This window comes from Candidatus Fonsibacter ubiquis, from assembly GCF_002688585.1.
Taxonomy (GTDB): domain Bacteria; phylum Pseudomonadota; class Alphaproteobacteria; order Pelagibacterales; family Pelagibacteraceae; genus Fontibacterium; species Fontibacterium commune.
In genome coordinates this window covers 806959-823343 of record NZ_CP024034.1, presented here as the reverse complement: position 1 = coordinate 823343, position 16385 = coordinate 806959, and the positions used below count along the sequence as shown (strand labels likewise).

General features: G+C 28.3%; 20 protein-coding genes. 5 read left to right on the top strand and 15 right to left on the bottom strand.

Going from position 1 to position 16385, the window contains the following annotated elements; genetic code table 11:
- Positions 1-2: 2 nt before the first annotated feature.
- A complete protein-coding gene (locus CR143_RS04475; RefSeq protein WP_099340637.1) occupies positions 3-458 on the bottom strand; it encodes a tRNA (cytidine(34)-2'-O)-methyltransferase in 456 nt (151 codons plus the stop codon).
- A gap of 76 nt (positions 459-534) precedes the next feature.
- Between CR143_RS04475 and petA the strand changes: the two genes are divergently transcribed.
- The 3 genes from petA to CR143_RS04460 are packed head-to-tail and all read left to right on the top strand — an operon-like array spanning position 535 to position 3155.
- Positions 535-1062 (top strand): ubiquinol-cytochrome c reductase iron-sulfur subunit, encoded by a 528-nt coding sequence (petA, locus tag CR143_RS04470; protein ID WP_099340636.1) that lies wholly within the window; start codon positions 535-537, stop codon positions 1060-1062.
- Between the two features lie 9 nt (positions 1063-1071).
- Complete coding sequence (locus tag CR143_RS04465) at positions 1072-2373, top strand: cytochrome b (RefSeq protein WP_099340635.1); 1302 nt, start codon at positions 1072-1074, stop codon at positions 2371-2373.
- Positions 2373-3155: a cytochrome c1 gene (locus tag CR143_RS04460; RefSeq protein ID WP_099340634.1), complete on the top strand. Its 783-nt coding sequence runs from the start codon at positions 2373-2375 to the stop codon at positions 3153-3155. The genes CR143_RS04465 and CR143_RS04460 overlap by 1 nt, the downstream gene beginning before the upstream one ends.
- On the opposite strand, the gene ychF is transcribed toward CR143_RS04460, so the two are convergent.
- Genes ychF through lgt form a run of 7 tightly spaced genes read right to left on the bottom strand, consistent with a single transcriptional unit; the run spans position 3132 to position 9180 of the window.
- Complete coding sequence (gene ychF / locus CR143_RS04455; RefSeq protein ID WP_099340633.1) at positions 3132-4211, bottom strand: redox-regulated ATPase YchF; 1080 nt, start codon at positions 4209-4211, stop codon at positions 3132-3134. The two genes, CR143_RS04460 and ychF, sit on opposite strands and share 24 nt — an antisense overlap.
- A gap of 6 nt (positions 4212-4217) precedes the next feature.
- Complete coding sequence (gene pth / locus CR143_RS04450; protein WP_099340632.1) at positions 4218-4775, bottom strand: aminoacyl-tRNA hydrolase; 558 nt, start codon at positions 4773-4775, stop codon at positions 4218-4220.
- A 7-nt stretch (positions 4776-4782) separates the two neighbouring features.
- Entirely contained in the window at positions 4783-5544 is a 762-nt protein-coding gene (locus tag CR143_RS04445) for a 50S ribosomal protein L25/general stress protein Ctc (RefSeq protein ID WP_099340631.1), read from the bottom strand.
- A gap of 56 nt (positions 5545-5600) precedes the next feature.
- Positions 5601-6533: a ribose-phosphate pyrophosphokinase gene (locus CR143_RS04440; RefSeq protein WP_099340630.1), complete on the bottom strand. Its 933-nt coding sequence runs from the start codon at positions 6531-6533 to the stop codon at positions 5601-5603.
- 37 nt (positions 6534-6570) lie between these two features.
- Positions 6571-7335 (bottom strand): peptidoglycan editing factor PgeF, encoded by a 765-nt coding sequence (pgeF, locus tag CR143_RS04435; protein ID WP_099340629.1) that lies wholly within the window; start codon positions 7333-7335, stop codon positions 6571-6573.
- Positions 7335-8405, bottom strand: a complete 1071-nt coding sequence (locus CR143_RS04430; protein WP_099340628.1) for a class I SAM-dependent methyltransferase — start codon at positions 8403-8405, stop codon at positions 7335-7337. Before CR143_RS04430 ends, pgeF begins: the two co-directional genes overlap by 1 nt.
- Positions 8377-9180, bottom strand: a complete 804-nt coding sequence (gene lgt, locus CR143_RS04425; RefSeq protein WP_099340627.1) for a prolipoprotein diacylglyceryl transferase — start codon at positions 9178-9180, stop codon at positions 8377-8379. The genes CR143_RS04430 and lgt overlap by 29 nt, the downstream gene beginning before the upstream one ends.
- Positions 9181-9227: 47 nt before the next feature.
- Between lgt and CR143_RS04420 the strand changes: the two genes are divergently transcribed.
- On the top strand, positions 9228-9458 hold the full coding sequence (locus tag CR143_RS04420; protein ID WP_099340626.1) for a hypothetical protein: 231 nt from the start codon (positions 9228-9230) through the stop codon (positions 9456-9458).
- Here CR143_RS04420 and CR143_RS04415 read toward each other — a convergent pair.
- Genes CR143_RS04415 through CR143_RS04405 form a run of 3 tightly spaced genes read right to left on the bottom strand, consistent with a single transcriptional unit; the run spans position 9441 to position 11863 of the window.
- Positions 9441-10751, bottom strand: a complete 1311-nt coding sequence (locus tag CR143_RS04415) for a sensor histidine kinase (RefSeq protein WP_099340625.1) — start codon at positions 10749-10751, stop codon at positions 9441-9443. The genes CR143_RS04420 and CR143_RS04415 overlap by 18 nt on opposite strands.
- Position 10752: 1 nt before the next feature.
- Complete coding sequence (locus CR143_RS04410) at positions 10753-11433, bottom strand: response regulator transcription factor (RefSeq protein WP_099340624.1); 681 nt, start codon at positions 11431-11433, stop codon at positions 10753-10755.
- Positions 11426-11863, bottom strand: coding sequence for a MarR family winged helix-turn-helix transcriptional regulator (locus CR143_RS04405; RefSeq protein ID WP_099340623.1), 438 nt, complete (start codon positions 11861-11863; stop codon positions 11426-11428). Before CR143_RS04405 ends, CR143_RS04410 begins: the two co-directional genes overlap by 8 nt.
- Before the next feature lie 83 nt (positions 11864-11946).
- Between CR143_RS04405 and CR143_RS04400 the strand changes: the two genes are divergently transcribed.
- A complete protein-coding gene (locus CR143_RS04400; RefSeq protein ID WP_099340622.1) occupies positions 11947-12828 on the top strand; it encodes a branched-chain amino acid aminotransferase in 882 nt (293 codons plus the stop codon).
- Positions 12829-12834: 6 nt separating this feature from the next.
- Here the strand turns inward: CR143_RS04400 and pgsA are convergent, their stop codons facing one another.
- The 4 genes from pgsA to CR143_RS04380 are packed head-to-tail and all read right to left on the bottom strand — an operon-like array spanning position 12835 to position 16384.
- Entirely contained in the window at positions 12835-13386 is a 552-nt protein-coding gene (gene pgsA, locus CR143_RS04395) for a CDP-diacylglycerol--glycerol-3-phosphate 3-phosphatidyltransferase (RefSeq protein ID WP_099340621.1), read from the bottom strand.
- Positions 13383-15233, bottom strand: a complete 1851-nt coding sequence (gene uvrC / locus CR143_RS04390) for an excinuclease ABC subunit UvrC (RefSeq protein ID WP_169696844.1) — start codon at positions 15231-15233, stop codon at positions 13383-13385. The genes pgsA and uvrC overlap by 4 nt, the downstream gene beginning before the upstream one ends.
- Positions 15220-15636, bottom strand: coding sequence for a dihydroneopterin aldolase (locus CR143_RS04385; protein ID WP_099340619.1), 417 nt, complete (start codon positions 15634-15636; stop codon positions 15220-15222). The genes uvrC and CR143_RS04385 overlap by 14 nt, the downstream gene beginning before the upstream one ends.
- Positions 15629-16384: an SDR family oxidoreductase gene (locus CR143_RS04380; RefSeq protein ID WP_099340618.1), complete on the bottom strand. Its 756-nt coding sequence runs from the start codon at positions 16382-16384 to the stop codon at positions 15629-15631. Before CR143_RS04380 ends, CR143_RS04385 begins: the two co-directional genes overlap by 8 nt.
- Position 16385: the final 1 nt, after the last annotated feature.

Below are 16385 nucleotides of genomic sequence, written 5' to 3'. Positions count from 1 at the left end.
CATTAAATATTAGAGTAATTATTTTGCCTTAGCGCTTCAGATAACACAATAGAAACAGAAGTGACAACATTCAAAGACCTAGTATCTTTAGAGATAGGAATTTTTAATCTTTCATTAACAATTTTATGTACAGAGTCTGGAACCCCGGCACTTTCTCTTCCAAATAAAATTGTGTCATCCCTCTTAAATTGAAAATTATAATAAATTTTTTTTGCTTTAGTTGTTAATAAAATTATTCTTTTATTATTTTTAGTTTCAATAAAATCTTCAAATGATAAATGTCTTATAATTTTGCATTTTTCATAATAATCCATGTAAATGCTTTTTAGTTTTTTTTCATTAAATTGAAATCCACAGGGTTCAATTATTTCTAGAGTAACATTTAAACATGCACACAATCTTATGGTTGCAGCTGTATTTTGAGGAATATCCGGTTGAAATAATGCAATATTATACATAGAAGAAATTTATTATTTATGCGTCATTCTGGCTATGGAAAAGAAAATAGTTTAGAAATAATTAAATTAAATAGTTATGTCAGAAAATAACAATAATTCAGAGAAAAAAAATAGAAGAGATTTCTTAACCGTTGCAACAACTGCTGTTGGTGCAGTTGGAGTGGGAGCAGCGGTTTGGCCAATTGTAAATCAAATGAATCCAGACGCATCAGTAAAAGCACTTGCTTCTATTGAAGTAGATTTATCTAAAATTAAAGAGGGGCAAGAAATAACTGTTTTATGGAGAGGAAAACCAGTTTTTGTAAAAAGAAGAACCAAAGAAGAAATTTTAAATGCCGAAAAGGTTGATCTTAAGGAACTTAAAGATCCTCAACCTGATAATAAAAGAGTAAAAAAATCTGAATGGTTAGTTCTTGTCGGCGTATGTACTCATTTAGGATGTGTCCCTATAAGTGGAAAGGGAGAATATGCAGGTGGATGGTTCTGTCCTTGTCATGGTTCACATTATGATAGTTCAGGCAGAATCAGAAAAGGTCCTGCACCAACAAATTTAGAGGTTCCAAACTATGAATTTGTTGGAGATAATAAGATTAAATTAGGATAGTTAAAAATAATGAGTGATAAAAATTTAGAAAATACTAACGCTGAATATAAACCAGTTCATACAAATAAAGTAGGTGGGTCTCCATTTAAAGGAGTTGTCGGTTGGATAGATAATCGTCTTCCAATATTTAGAATGTTTAAATACGAATATTTAGATTTTCAGGTCCCTAAAAATTTAAGTTATCTTTGGAGTTTGGGCGGAATTCTAATGATCTGTTTAATTTTTTTAATAGTTACAGGTCTAGTCTTAGGTATGCACTATAAACCCTCATCTTCAGAGGCATTTGAGTCAGTAGAAAAAATTATGAGAGATGTAAATTTTGGTTGGTTAATAAGGTACATGCATATGAATTTTGCCTCCTTTTTTTTCATAGCAGTTTATATTCATATCTTTAGAGGGTTGTATTACGGTTCATATAAAGAACCCAGACAGTTGATGTGGCTAATTGGAATTGTAATATTTTTCTTAATGATGGCTACAGCTTTTCTTGGTTACACATTGCCATGGGGTCAAATGAGCTATTGGGGAGCAACAGTTATAACAAATTTATTTTCAGCAGTACCTTTCGTTGGAGAGTCCATAGTAACTTGGTTATGGGGTGACTATGCTGTGGGGGATGCTACCTTAAATCGTTTTTATGTTCTTCATTGGTTAATTGCTTTTGGAATATTAGGAATTGTCATTTTTCACGTTATCGCTTTACATATAGTTGGCTCAAATAATCCTTCTGGTATTGAGCCAAAAGATACAAGGGACACAGTAAGTTTTGCTCCTTTCACGACTAGCAAAGATTTATTTGCAATGTTAATTTTTTTGTTCGCATTCGTAATTATAACAATGTACGCACCAAACTATCTTGGTCATCCTGATAATTATATTCCAGCAGATCCATTGGTAACTCCAGCGCATATTGTACCTGAGTGGTATTTTTTGCCTTTTTATGCAATTTTAAGAAGCATTCCAGATAAATTAATGGGAGTCATTGCGATGGTAAGCAGCATTGCGATTTTAGGTTTATTGCCTTGGCTAGATTTATCAAAAATTAGATCTTCAGTTTTTAGACCAATATGGAAACAATTTGTTTTTTTATTTGTTTTGGATTTTTTTATATTAATGTATGTCGGAGGTATGCCTGCTGAAGGAATATATCTTCTTATTGGCAGAGTTGGGACTGCATATTGGTTTCTATTTTTCTTGATTATAGCACCTTTAGTTTCTTTAATTGAAAAACCTTTGCCTATGCCAAATAGTATTCATGAGTTTGAACAATGGAAAAAACAAGGCAAAATTAAAACTTTTAAGCTTTTTTAATGTTTTTGAAGAAGTTAATTTTATCTTTTTTGCTGTTAAGTTTTATTACTAACGGTTCATTTTCAGCTGAGAAACAAGAAAAACTTTTGACACAAAATTGGTCTTTTAACGGGTTCTTTGGAAAATTTGACAGAGCCTCACTTCAAAGAGGCTACCAAGTATACACAGAAGTTTGTGCATCCTGTCACTCAATGAATCTTTTAAGTTATCGTAATTTATCTGAAGTTGGCGGCCCTAGTTTTTCAGAGGAAGAGGTAAAGGCTATAGCATCAAAAGTTGAAGTTTTAGACGGACCTAACGATAACGGAGAAATGTTTAAAAGGCCGGGAAAACCATCTGATAAATTTGTCAGCCCTTTCGCTAATGAAAAAGCCGCAAGAGCTGCAAACGGCGGTGCATATCCTCCGGATATGTCAGTTTTAGTGAAAGCTCGAGCAGGGGGGGCAGATTATATTTATTCTGTTCTAATGGGTTATGACGATAAGCCTCCTAAAAATGTAAAACTCGAGGACGGGGTTTATTATAATAAATATATGCCAGGCAATAAAATTAAAATGGCAAAACCATTAAATAAGGACTCTGTAAATTATTCAGACGGAACCGTAGCAACGGAAGAGCAACTTGCAAAAGATGTAACAACCTTTTTAACTTGGGCTTCAGAACCCCATTTAGAAGCTAGAAAGAGACTTGGCTTTAAAACTGTAATTTATTTATTAATTCTTACTGTTTTAGTTTATCTTGTTAAGAAAAAGATTTGGTCACGTGTTGAACCTAAAGTGTAAGACATCTCCGTCAGCAACCTCATAGTCCTTACCTTCAATTTTTAATTTTCCATTATCGCGAGCACCAACTTCCCCTGCGTACTGAATATAGTCTATGTAGGATATAACCTCAGCTTTAATAAATCCTTTTTTAAAATCGGAATGAATAACTTCAGCAGCATCTGGAGCTTTGCAGTTTTTTTCAATTGTCCATGCATGAGTTTCTTTAGGACCTACGGTAAAATAGGTAGTTAAATTTAGAATTTTATATCCAGCTTTTATTATTTGATCTAATCCAGACTCTTTAATTCCAATCTCTTTCATAAATTCATTTGCCTCTAAATCTTTAAGTTCAGTAATTTGTTGTTCTATTTCAGCAGAAACAATAACTACTGTATCATTCTTGAATTTTTCTTTAATTTTTTGTGAGTAAGAATTTCCTGAGCTCACACTTTCCTCGTCCACATTACAAACTAAAATTCTAGGTTTAGTTGATAGAATTCCTAAATTTTTAACTAGCTTTTTATCAAATTTTTCCTCTAATTTCTCTGGACGAATTCCTTTTTTTAAAGACTCATAAACATGTTCTAAGATATCAAAAGTGTCTTTATTTATATCATTATTTTTATTTTTTTTTTGAGATAGCCTTTTTTCAACAGATTCTAAATCTGAAATCATCATTTCAGTTTCTACTGTTTCTAAATCTCTTATAGGATCAACTGTTTTATTAACATTTTGTATTTCACTTGAGTCAAAACATCTCAGCATGTGTATTACAGCATCAACTTCTCTAATGTTCGCAAGAAATTTATTGCCTAAACCTTCACCCTTTGATGCGCCAGCTACTAGCCCAGCAATATCCACAAATGTGATGTAAGTGGGAATGATTTTTTCAGATTTTGCAATATTTGAAAGTTTTTCTAACCTCTCGTCAGGAACTGTTACAACTCCAATATTTGGCTCAATTGTGCAAAAAGGAAAATTAGCTGCTTGGGCATTTTTAGATTTTGTTAATGCATTAAATAGAGTTGATTTACCAACATTAGGTAAACCTACAATTCCACATTTAAAACTCATATAGACTTACTGATTACTTTTAGAAGTGAAATCGTCTAATTTTTTTTCTATGAGAAGATTTATATTTTTAAATATTTTTTTGATAACCTGATCTATTATTATCTTTTCTTCTTCTGTAAAATCATTAAGCACATGTTTGTCTACTAATTCTTTATCTCCAGGATGACCTATTCCAATCCTAATACGATTGTAATCTGTTCCTATAGAGTCATCTATGGACTTAATGCCGTTATGACCGCCGCTAGATCCTCCATTTTTCGTTTTTATTTTTCCAATTTCTATGTCCATATCATCATGAAATACAAAAATATTATTAGTTTTAATTCTGTGATAATCAGTTATTTCTCTAATACACATTCCTGAATTATTCATAAAAGTTAATGGCTTGACTACTATAACTTTGTTATCTTGAACTTGACCATTAGTTAGTAGGCCTTTAAATTTTGGTTTTTGTTTTGAAAGTCCAAAATTTTTATTTAAAGCATCAATAAGTTTGAAGCCTACATTATGTCTGTTGTTTGCATGCTTTGGATCTGGATTTCCTAACCCCGCAAATAATAACATTTAGATGTTATTTCTTTTTATCTGCAGGTGCAGCAGCTGCAGGTTTTTTCGCAGCCTCAGGAGTTTTTGCTGTTTCTCCTGGTTTAGTTTTTCCATCAGCAGGTTTAGCATCACCTGCAGCAGTAGCTCCGCCCTCAGCAGTAGTTGCCGCATCTCCTGCAGCAGCATCGCCCGCAGCAGCGGCAGCTGGTTCAGGTTCTTTAACAACTGTAGGGGCAGCTATAGTTGCTATAGTAAAGTCTCTATCGCTAATTACTGGTTTTGCACCATCAGGTAATTTTACAGAAGATATGTGAATACTTTCATTCATTTCCTTATTAGCTAAGTCAACTACAATTTCAGCAGGAATATTTTCAGCAGCACATCTTAATTCTATTTTTCTTCTTACAATGTTTAAAACCCCGCCCATTTTCAATCCTGGACAATTTTCATTATTAATAAATTTTACAGGAATATTGACAGTTACCTTCGTACCAGGCTTAATTTTTTGAAAATCTATGTGTATTGGTTCATTATTTAAAGGATGAAAATTAATATCTTTAGTTAAAACTTTATGTTTTGATCCACCTATACTCATTTCAATTACAGAGCTCATAAAGTTTGAGGATTCTAACATTTTTTTAATTAATATTTTTTTTACTGCTAAAGGTAGGTTTTTTTCTTTATCACCATATAAAATGCCTGGTAGAAAACCCTCTAATCTTAATTTTTTAAGATCACCTTTTGTATTAATTTTTCTTTCTGATGCTTCGATCTTTAAATTTTCCATATTATCAAGACGGCTTGTTTTATATTAAGTTATAAAAAAAAACAAGTTATTGTTATTTATTTGAATAAGCTAGAAACCGAAGTTGATTGAGATATTCGCTTGATAGCTTCAGCAATCAGCGGAGCAATACTTACAACCTCTATTTTAGAAACTCCTTTTACTTTTTTTGTATTGTCAATTGTGTCAGTGATAACAATTTTTTTTATTTTAGATTTTTTAATTTTATCAATACAAGAGCCTGTAAGAACGCCATGAACTACGTAACAATAAACTTCTTTTGCACCCTTTTCTATTAAAGCATCAGCAGCGTTACAGATTGTTCCTCCGCTATCAATTAAATCATCAATTATAATGCAAGATTTATTTTTGATTTCTCCAATAACATTCATAACTTCGGATTGTCCTGGACGCTCTCTTCTTTTATCAATAATCGCTAAGCCAGCGTTCAATCGTTTTCCAATAGCTCTCGCTCTTTCTACACCCCCAACATCTGGCGCAACACAAACAATATTTTTTGTTCCAATATTTTTTAATATATGTTTTAAAAGAACTGGAGCTGCATATAAATTATCAACGGGAATATCAAAAAAACCTTGAATTTGATTTGCATGAAGGTCCATTGTTAGAACTCTGTTTGCTCCAGCATTTGTAATTAAGTTTGCAACTAATTTTGCACTTATAGGAGATCTAGGTACAACTTTTCTATCTTGTCTTGCGTAACCAAAGTAAGGGATGACTGCGGTTATATTTTTTGCAGAAGATCTTCGTAACGAATCTATACATATTAGTAACTCCATAATATTGTCGTTAGCAGGGTATGAAGTTGATTGAATTAAGTATACATCGTTACCTCTCATATTTTCTTTGATCTCGACGTAGACCTCTGAGTCTGCAAATCTTTTAATATCTCTTTGCGTTGGTTTTGTTTTTAAATATTTACAAATTTGATCACTTAGGGAGATACTACTCGTTCCAGATACAATCTTCATGAGATCTTTTTATATAATTTTATAATTATTTAATCAATTAATATCTACAAATTGCAGAAATACATCTTCCGTAATCTGACTCATTATTATGTAAAGATCTTCGGTAGCTAAAAAAATTTTTATAATCACCATAGGTATCCTTATTGATATGTTCAATATTATTTTTTAGAACTCCTAATCTTAAAAATTTATCATTAACAAATAATCGTAAATTAAAATAAATTTTTTTATTATTATTTGTAAAATATTTTTTAAAATTTTTATTTTTTAATTTAATTTTATTAACAAAATCTTTTTGTACTTCATAATTTTTTTTTGCAATACAAGGTCCAATCGCAACGATTAGATTTGAAATTTTTGATTTCTTCTCTTTAAATTTTTTAATTAAGTTTTCAATAATTCCAGAATTTGCGCCCTTCCATCCAGAGTGTATAGCTGCAATTATTTTATTTTCTTTATCCGCGACTAAAATTGGCACACAATCTGCAGTTAAAATTCCGAGTGAAAATTTTGGAACTGAAGTAATAATTCCATCGGCTTTGTATCTCTTTTTTATTAAAAAATTGTCAAAATTAATTATTTTATTACTATGATATTGTCTAAGCAAAATTAGATTACTAAATTTAGAGTTAATTTTTTTTGCAACTATTTTAATATTATTTATAACATTTTTTTTTTTATCATTAGATCCTATTCCGCAGTTTAAACTTTTATAAATTCCTTTTGATCGTCCATTGTTCCTTGAGAAAAAAAAACTCTTAATGCCTTTTATTTTGTTAATTTTTCTGGAATAAAAAATCATTAGATAAAACCAAGATTAAATTTACAATCTTTATTGCAAAAAGCTAATGCTTGAAAAGTGCTACCCATTTCTTTCGGATTTATAAGTTTATTTATACTTAAAATTAAATCTTTGCTGTCATTAACATTCTGCTTTTTTATTATTTGTGTTGCCCTTTCCATAATGCCGAGTTTTTGTAAAAAAAAATTTTGAGATACAGTTCCAATATGCCTAATGTTATTTTTTTTAAAAATATTTTTTAATATATTAAAATTAACATCAAAAGTAATATCGCAATCAGTATATTCTTTAAGCAAATTAACAATTTTATGTTTTTTTATTGCTCGCAAAGTATTTTTCCCGATACTATCAGAGTAGCCATAATCAAAAGTCAAAAAGACTCCATTATTTTTTTTTAAAATTTTGGAAATTGAATTTATATAATTTTCAATTTTCACTGGATACTCAATGACTCTACTTTTATTAATATTAAAAAATTTTGAATATTTCTTAAGATAATTGTTATTAATCTTATTTTTATAATAAATAATTCTTTTTATATTATTTTTAAAAGAAATGCATTGTTCATGCCACTTAGTATTGATTTTGAAAAATTGTTTTATTGGAAAAGCATCAAAAAATTCATTTGCTATAATGATTGTAGGATATTGCTTAATTTCATTAATATTTTTAGTCCAGATTATATTTTTAAAAATATTTAAATTTTTTTTTTGAACTTTAACTAATGACTCACTTTTTTCATGTAAATAAATAGTGAATTTAGCATCAAAAGTTTTAATTTTTTTTAATGAATTTATTATTTGATTAATCATTAACCCATTTCCTGGTCCTAACTCTAAAATATTTATTTGTTTTGGTTTTTTTAAATAAATCCAATAGGATACAATCCATATCGATATCATTTCTGAAAAAATACTAGAGATTAAAGGAGATGTTATAAAATCTCCATCGCGGCTAAATATTTTTTTAGTTTGGTAGTAGCCTAATTGCTTGTTATATAAGGCAATATCTATGAATTTATCAAGCGTGATAACTTTTTTTTTATAAATTAGTTTTTCTAAAAGATTCATTTTTAATTATCTTAAATGCAATTATTCCAAAAATTAAAAAGCTAAAACTTATAATCGTTCCTAAGGATATATTGAAAATTATATATCCAATATGTTTGTCCGGCTCTCTAAATAATTCTGATATAATTCTAAATATTGAATAAAAGATTAAAAAATAACAAGATAACTCACCGTTAAATAATTTTTTTTTGAATTTTAATATAATATTAAGTAAAAAAAATAATATTAAACCTTCAAGAATTGCCTCATAAAGTTGTGAGGGATGTCTTGGTTCCATATCAATTTTGGGAAAAATAACGCCATAATCTGAAAACGTTTTTTTTCCATACAACTCTCCGTTTATAAAATTAGCAATTCTTCCAAGGAATATACCAATTGGCGTTGCGCAGACGACTATGTCAGTTAAAACCAGTATTTTTACATTATTCTTCTTTGCAAAAATTAATGAGGCAATCAAAACACCTATAACGCCACCGTGAAAAGACATTCCTCCTCGCCATAAAAATAATATTTCAAGGGGATTTTGATAGTAATAATTAAAATTATAAAATAAAATATATCCTAATCTTCCTCCTAAAATAATTCCTAAAATTAAATAAATTAAAAAATTATCTAGAACTTGGACATTAATATTTTCTTTGTACCAGAATTTTTTAATTAAATATTTTGCATAGTAAAAACCCAAAAATATGCCAAAAATATAGGCTAAAGAGTACCAGCGTATTTCTAGGAAACCAAAATTAATTATGATGGGATCTAGATTGTGAATATACATTTAAATAATCTTAAAATTATTTATAACTATATTATTAAAAAGAATATATGATTAATTATAAAAAAATTATTAATAATTTAACTAACTTATTTCAATTAAGTCTTTTAACAACAAAAGATATCAAACAAGAAATAAAAAATCTTATTCAGTTTAAAAAAGAAAAAACTATGAATGAATTAAATAATTCACATAGTCGTGATTTAGAAGAATTAAAAAATAAAATTAATAGTCTAAAACTTGAAATACAAAAATTAAAAAAATTAGTTGGGAAAAGATAATAAAACTCGCAAGCCCTTACCTTTTGGATTGTTAAATAATTTTACAGTCCCACCGTGTGAATTAACTATATCTTCAACAATGGAAAGACCTAATCCAAAATTACTATCTTTAAAAGATTTAGATTGGTCGATCCTATAAAATGGCCTAAATACTTTATCCTTGTGCTCATCTGCAATTCCAGGTCCGTCATCATCAATAGTAATTTGAGTAGTATTTTTGATTTTTTTGCAAGTAATTAATATATTTTCAGCATATTTTTGAGAGTTATTTATGATATTAGCAATACATCTTCTGATAAGATTTTTTCTTCCTGTAAATATTAAATTTTTAGGACTAATTATTTTAATATTTTTTTTAAAACTCTTTTCAATTAAATTTTGAATTAATTGATAAATATTAAATTTTTCTAAAGCTTGTGAATATTGATTACTTGCAAAATCAAGATATTCATTGATCATTTTTTCCATTTCATTAATTTCTTCTTTTAAAGAATTTAACTTTTGATTTTTATTTAAAAGCTCAATTTGTAACTTTAATCGTGTGAGAGGGGTTTTTAAATCATGGCTAATACCCGACAACATTGCTGTTCTTTGACTAATGTGTTTTAAAATTCTTCTTTTCATTCTTTCAAATTCATAAGAAGCCTGTCTAATTTCTAGAGCACCAGAAATTTTAAAATCACTATCAAATTGCCCTTTGCCAAATTTTTCTGCAGCTCGAGACAGGTGAACAATCGGCCTTATTTGATTGCGCAAAAATATTATTGAAATAATTAAAAATATAAATGATGGTATAGTAATCCAAAGTGCAAATATTCTTCCCGATGTTGATCTTATTTTTGATTTGGCTATTAAAAATTCAATAATTTCATTCTTATTAAACATTATTAAAACCTGAACATTCGAACTATCAAATCTCACGTTATGCCAATATGGATTTTTTAATTTGTCTGAGAACTCCTCTACAACAATTTTATCGTACAGACTGTACCATTTGACTGTTTCTGTAGATGGTAGTTCTCGAATTTCTTTTTTGATTGAGATTATGAGTCCGCTATTATTCTTGAAAGTGTTAATTAATTCACTAACTTTATTTTTTTGTTTAAATTCAGGGTAGAGTTCTAAGAATGTATTAATTTCATTTGTGGTAGCTCTTACTAAGCCTCTGTTGGTTTTATACCAAATACTATCAAAAAAAACTGCTCCAATTACAACCTGTATAAGTATAATTGGTACTACTATAATTAATAGAGATCTAAAAAGTAAAGTTCGAGGAAATATTTTTCTTAACATTTCAATCTAGCCACAGAACATATCCAGTTCCTCTGACCGTTTGGAGATATTTTGGATTTTTTGGATCAGGTTCAATTTTTTGCCTAAGTCTGGTTACCAATACATCTATACTTCTTTCTTGAGTTAGATTTGTAATTTTTGATATCTCTTCTCTGGAAAATATTTTTCCTGCAGAACCAATCATATTCTCTAGAAGAATTTTTTCACTAGCATTTATTTTAATTACTTTTTTTTCTTTTTGAATTTCCATTTTCTTCATATTAATACTTGCTTTTCCTATTTTAATTGAAGTTATTACATATTTATTTTTTCTTATTCTTTTAATTACATTTTTAATTCTTAATAAAAGTTCTTTAGGTTCAAAGGGTTTTGGCAAATAATCTTCTGCCCCCAATTCTAATCCTCGGACTCTATCTTCAGGCTCACCTTTTGCGGTTAGAAGAATAATAGGAAGGTCTATTTTTTCCCTAATTTCTTTTGTAAGTTGCAAACCGTCTTTACCAGGCATCATTATATCAATAATTGCTAAATCAAATTTTATAATTTTTAACTTTTCTTCAGCATCAGAAGCGTTGATTGCCGTAGATACGAAAAAATTATTATTTTTTAAATATTGTTTAAGTAAATCTCTAATCTTTTCATCATCATCAATAATTAAAATATGTATCTTTGAATTATCCATAAATTATCTTTTTCATTATTGACTTAAAATTAGAAACTTCATCAGAAGTTGAATTTTTAAGCGCATTAATTATTCTTTTTTTTTGTTTATTATAAATTTCATGGCAAAGCTTAATTCCTTTTTCAGTTAATACTAATTCTCTTTGTCTACCGTCCTTTGTGCCTTTTTTTTGTGATATAATATTTTTTTTTATTAGATCTTGAAGAACTCTACTTAAACTTTGTTTAGTAATTTTCAATTTTCTTAATATATCAGCAATAGTGATATTAGGACTTCCTTCTATAATACAAAGTAACCTGTGATGCGCTCTACCAAAAGAATTTTTTTTTAATACTTCATTTGGATCAGAATAAGAGTCTATGTAAGCTTGAAAAATGAGTTCTAAAATTTCTTTTAAACTTTTTTCTCTTAAATATAAAAGATCTTTCATTTTAAAATTTTATTGTACGTCAGTTTTATTGACATATCTACTTTACTTATTTACCAATACAATTTTAATTATTATTTACTCTAATGGAACCAGTCCCTTTTGATAAAAGATCAGGAAAAATTTGGTACAATGGTAAATTAGTTGATTGGAAAGAAGCTAATTTACACATTCTAAGTCATGGACTTCATTATGCTAGCTGCGTGTTTGAAGGCGAAAGGGTTTACAATGGGGGAATTTTTAAGTTAAGAGAGCATACAAATAGATTGATTTATTCAGCAGAGAGAATGGGCATGAAGATTCCTTACTCGGCTGAACAAATAGATAAAGCCTGTAAAGAAATAATTTCTGTACAAAATGTCAAAAATGGCTACGTGAGGCCAGTGGTGTGGAGAGGAAGTGAAATGATGGCGATATCTGCTCAAAAAAGTCAGATTCATTTTGCTATAGCAACATGGGAATGGGGTTCTTATTTTGATCCACAAATTAAAATTAAAGGAATTAGATTAGATATTTCTAAATGGAAAAAGCCACCGCCAGATTGCATACCATGGGATACAAAAGCTTCAGGCCTTTATATGATTTCAACTCTATCCAAACATGAGGCAGAAAAAAAAAAATATCATGATGCTTTAATGATGGATTATCAAGGAAATATAGCAGAAGCTACAGGTGCAAATATTTTTTTTACCAAAACTAATAGCAATGAGATTCACACCCCAATAGCAGACTCTTTTTTAGACGGAATTACCAGAAGATCAATTATAGAAATTGCTAAACAACTTCAGATCAAAGTTTTAGAAAGAAAAATAAAACTCGAGGAACTTAATAAATTTGATGGGTGTTTTTTAACTGGAACTGCAGCCGAGGTAACACCAGTATCTCAAATAGGAGATATTAATTTTGCTGTTGTTGATATGATTAAAAAATTAGACGATAATTATTCAAAATTAGTAAATAAAAATTAATAATAATTAATCAATAAGATCTATTCCTTTTCTTAAGTATGCGTAACCTGTCCAAAGCGTTAATATAGCAGACATCCAAAGCAAATATATTCCTAACTCAATTCCATAATCAAATAAAAATTTATCACCGCTATTACCTGCTAATAAAATAGAAATAGCAGTCATTTGTATTACTGTCTTACCCTTAGATAAATTCGTTACAGGAATATAAATTTGTGCTTTTGCTAAAAACTCTCTTAATCCCGAAATTAAAATTTCTCTTGTTATTATTATAATTGCTGCCACTACATGAGGACCTTTTATAGTTTGACTCATTATTAAAAGTGCAAGGGCTGTTGCAACTAAAACTTTATCTGCAATTGGATCTAGCAATTCACCAAACTTAGATTGTTGCTTATATAATCTTGCAAAAAATCCGTCTAGATAATCTGTAAAAGCGGCTATTACAAATATAATGCAGGATAACCAATCACTTAATTCTCCAGATAAATAATAGATAACTACTAATATTGGAGCAATTAGAATTCTGCCAATGGTTAGGATGTTAGGTATTTTCATTTTTTTGAAACTAAATTATTTTTATTAAAAAAATTATAAATTTTACTTGCAACAAAATCACTTATTCCGTTTATTTTTTTCATATCTTCGATACTTGCGCTCTCTATTAATTTTACAGATCCAAAGTGATTTAAAAGCATTTTTTTTCTTGTTTTTCCTATCCCTTCAATATTATCAAGCGCAGATTGGGTAAATGTATTTTTTCTTTTAGCTCTATGTGAAAAAATTGCAAATCTATGAGCTTCATCGCGTAATCTTTGTAAAAAAAATAACAATACATTATTATTAATTTTTATTTCTTTTTTATTATGATAAAAAGTCTCATCTCCTTGATTTCTTCTTTCACTTTTTGCAATCGCTATCATATTTAGATTAAAATACCCGAGTTCATCTAAAATTTTTCTAGCTACGTTATAATGACCCTTGCCACCGTCAATTATGATTAAATCAGGAATTTCATCATCATTATTTGACTTAATTTTAGCAAATCTTCTAGAAAGAACTTCTTTTAACATTCCGTAATCATCCCCGGGATTAATATTTGTTTTTGCTATATTAAATTTTCTATATTTTCTTTTGATAAATCCATTTTTTCCGAATACAACAAAAGACCCGACAGCATTTAATCCTTGAATATGACTATTATCGTAAACTTCAATTAACGTTGGATTAAAGCCCAAATCAAACTCTTTATTAATTAATGATAAAAAATGATCATTATTTTTATTCTCCAAAAGCTTTTTGTCCAAAGCTAATTGAGCATTTTTAATAGCTAATTTTATTGAAAGTGTTTCATTATTATTTTGTGCAGTTTTTATATTAATTTTTTTATTATATTTTTTTTCTAAAGCTGCCTTTATTAGTGCTAAATCTTTAATTTTTTCACTTAAAATAATTTCTTCTGGCGGGATTTTATTTTCATAAAATTGAATTAAAAATGAATAAAAAATATCATCTATATCATCGTCTTTGTCATGTTTTGGAAAAAAAGCTTGGTTGCCCCAATTTTGTTTTGATCTATAAAAAAATACCTCAATGCACGTAATATTATTTTTTTGAAATAAAACAATTAAATCTGCATTATTAAAATTATTTTTATTTATTTGCTGAGATGATTGAATTTGAGTTAATGCTTTAATTCTATCTCTAATTGTTGCCGCTTTTTCGTAATTAAATTTTTTGCTTTCAACTTCCATTTCTTTAGAAAGTTTTTTTTGTATAAGAGCAGATTTTCCATTTAAAAAACTAATACTGTCCATGACAAGTTTATTATAATCTTCTTCGCTGATTTCATTTGTACATGGAGCAGAGCATCTTTTGATTTGATATAAAATACATGGTCTTTTTCTATTGTGAAAAATTGAGTCATCGCAAACCCTCAATAGAAATACTTTTTGTAGAGTTTTTATTGCCCATCCCGCCGCTCCAGATGATGCAAAGGGGCCAAAAAAAATATCATTTTTATTTTGTTTGCCCCTAAATTTTGTTAATTGAGGAAATTTATGAGATTTTGTAAGCTGAATATAAGGAAAAGATTTATCATCCTTTAATAATATATTATATCGAGGCTGATTTTTTTTTATTAGATTAGCTTCTAGTAGTAGCGCCTCAGCTTCATTTTGTGTTGAAATAAATTCTAGATTTTTTGTATTAGAAATCATTCTTTCTGTTCTGATAGGTAAATAAGAAGATGAAATGTAACTATTTATTCTATTAGGCAGGTTCTTAGCTTTTCCTACATAAATAATGACCTTTTTATCATCTAGCATTTTGTAAACACCGGGGCCATTAGGCAAAAATTGAATTGTGTTTTTTATGATTTGTTTACCTTGTTCAAAGCTTTTCATAATCATTTCTTGTCTTAGTGAATTCTATTCCAACAGACTCAGTGTTTTTAATTATATTTAGTTTTTCAATTTTTATTTTTATATTTAGGATATTTTGATTTAGAAAAATTTCATTAATTAAATCATTCGCAAAAGATTCCAAAAAATTATATTTTTTTTTTAGAAAAAAATTTATTTTGTTAATGATTTCTTCATAATTAATGACTGAATTAAGATTTCCATCAATTACTTTTTTTTTTTTACTTAAGACTTCAACATTAAATCTCAATTTTTGCGGCTTTACCTTTTCAAAGGCATGATAGCCTATAATTGCTTTACAAGTATAGTTTTTAACAAAGATTATTTCTTTAGATTTTATTTTTTTTTTATGCTCGAAAATTTTTATAATATTTGTCTTATTCATTGGTTCCAATGATATCTGGAGTTTTCCAATTTAGACTTTGGCCGCTATCCACCGCAATTACTTGACCAGTAATTGTTTTGCTATTTGCTAAAAGATAGGCAGTTTCACATATATCTTCAATTTTAACAGATTTACCAAGCAGCGTATTTTTTGATTGTTTATTAAAGTGTTTTTGAGTTTGTCTTATATTTTTAAAGACGGGGCCAGGAGCTATTGCATTCACTCTAATTTTAGGTGCTAATTTCATGGCTGTAGTTTTTGTTAGTATATGCAATCCAGTTTTGCTTATAGTATATGAAAAAAAATATGGAGTTAGTTTAAATATTCTTTGATCAAGTATGTTTATAATAGATTTATTTTGAGATGAATTTTTAATTTTAGAAAATTCTTTAATAAAAGTAGCAGGAGCAAAAAGATTAATTTTTATATGTTCATTCCAGCTTTTTTCACTAAAATTTAAAATACTATCGTTATTAAAAATAGAAGCATTGTTAATTATACAATCAATATTACCTAACTTTTTTTTTATGGAAGCAATTAAACCCTTTATTATTTTTGCATTTAAAAGATTACCTTGGATATGAACACATTTTACACCGTATTGTTCTATTTCTTTTTTAAGAACTTCAGCTTGTTTTTTTGATTTATTAAAATGAATAGCAATATTCCATCCCTTTTTTGCAAAATATAAACATAGTGCTTTACCAATTCTTTGTGAAGATCCAGTAATTAAAATATTCTTATTCATT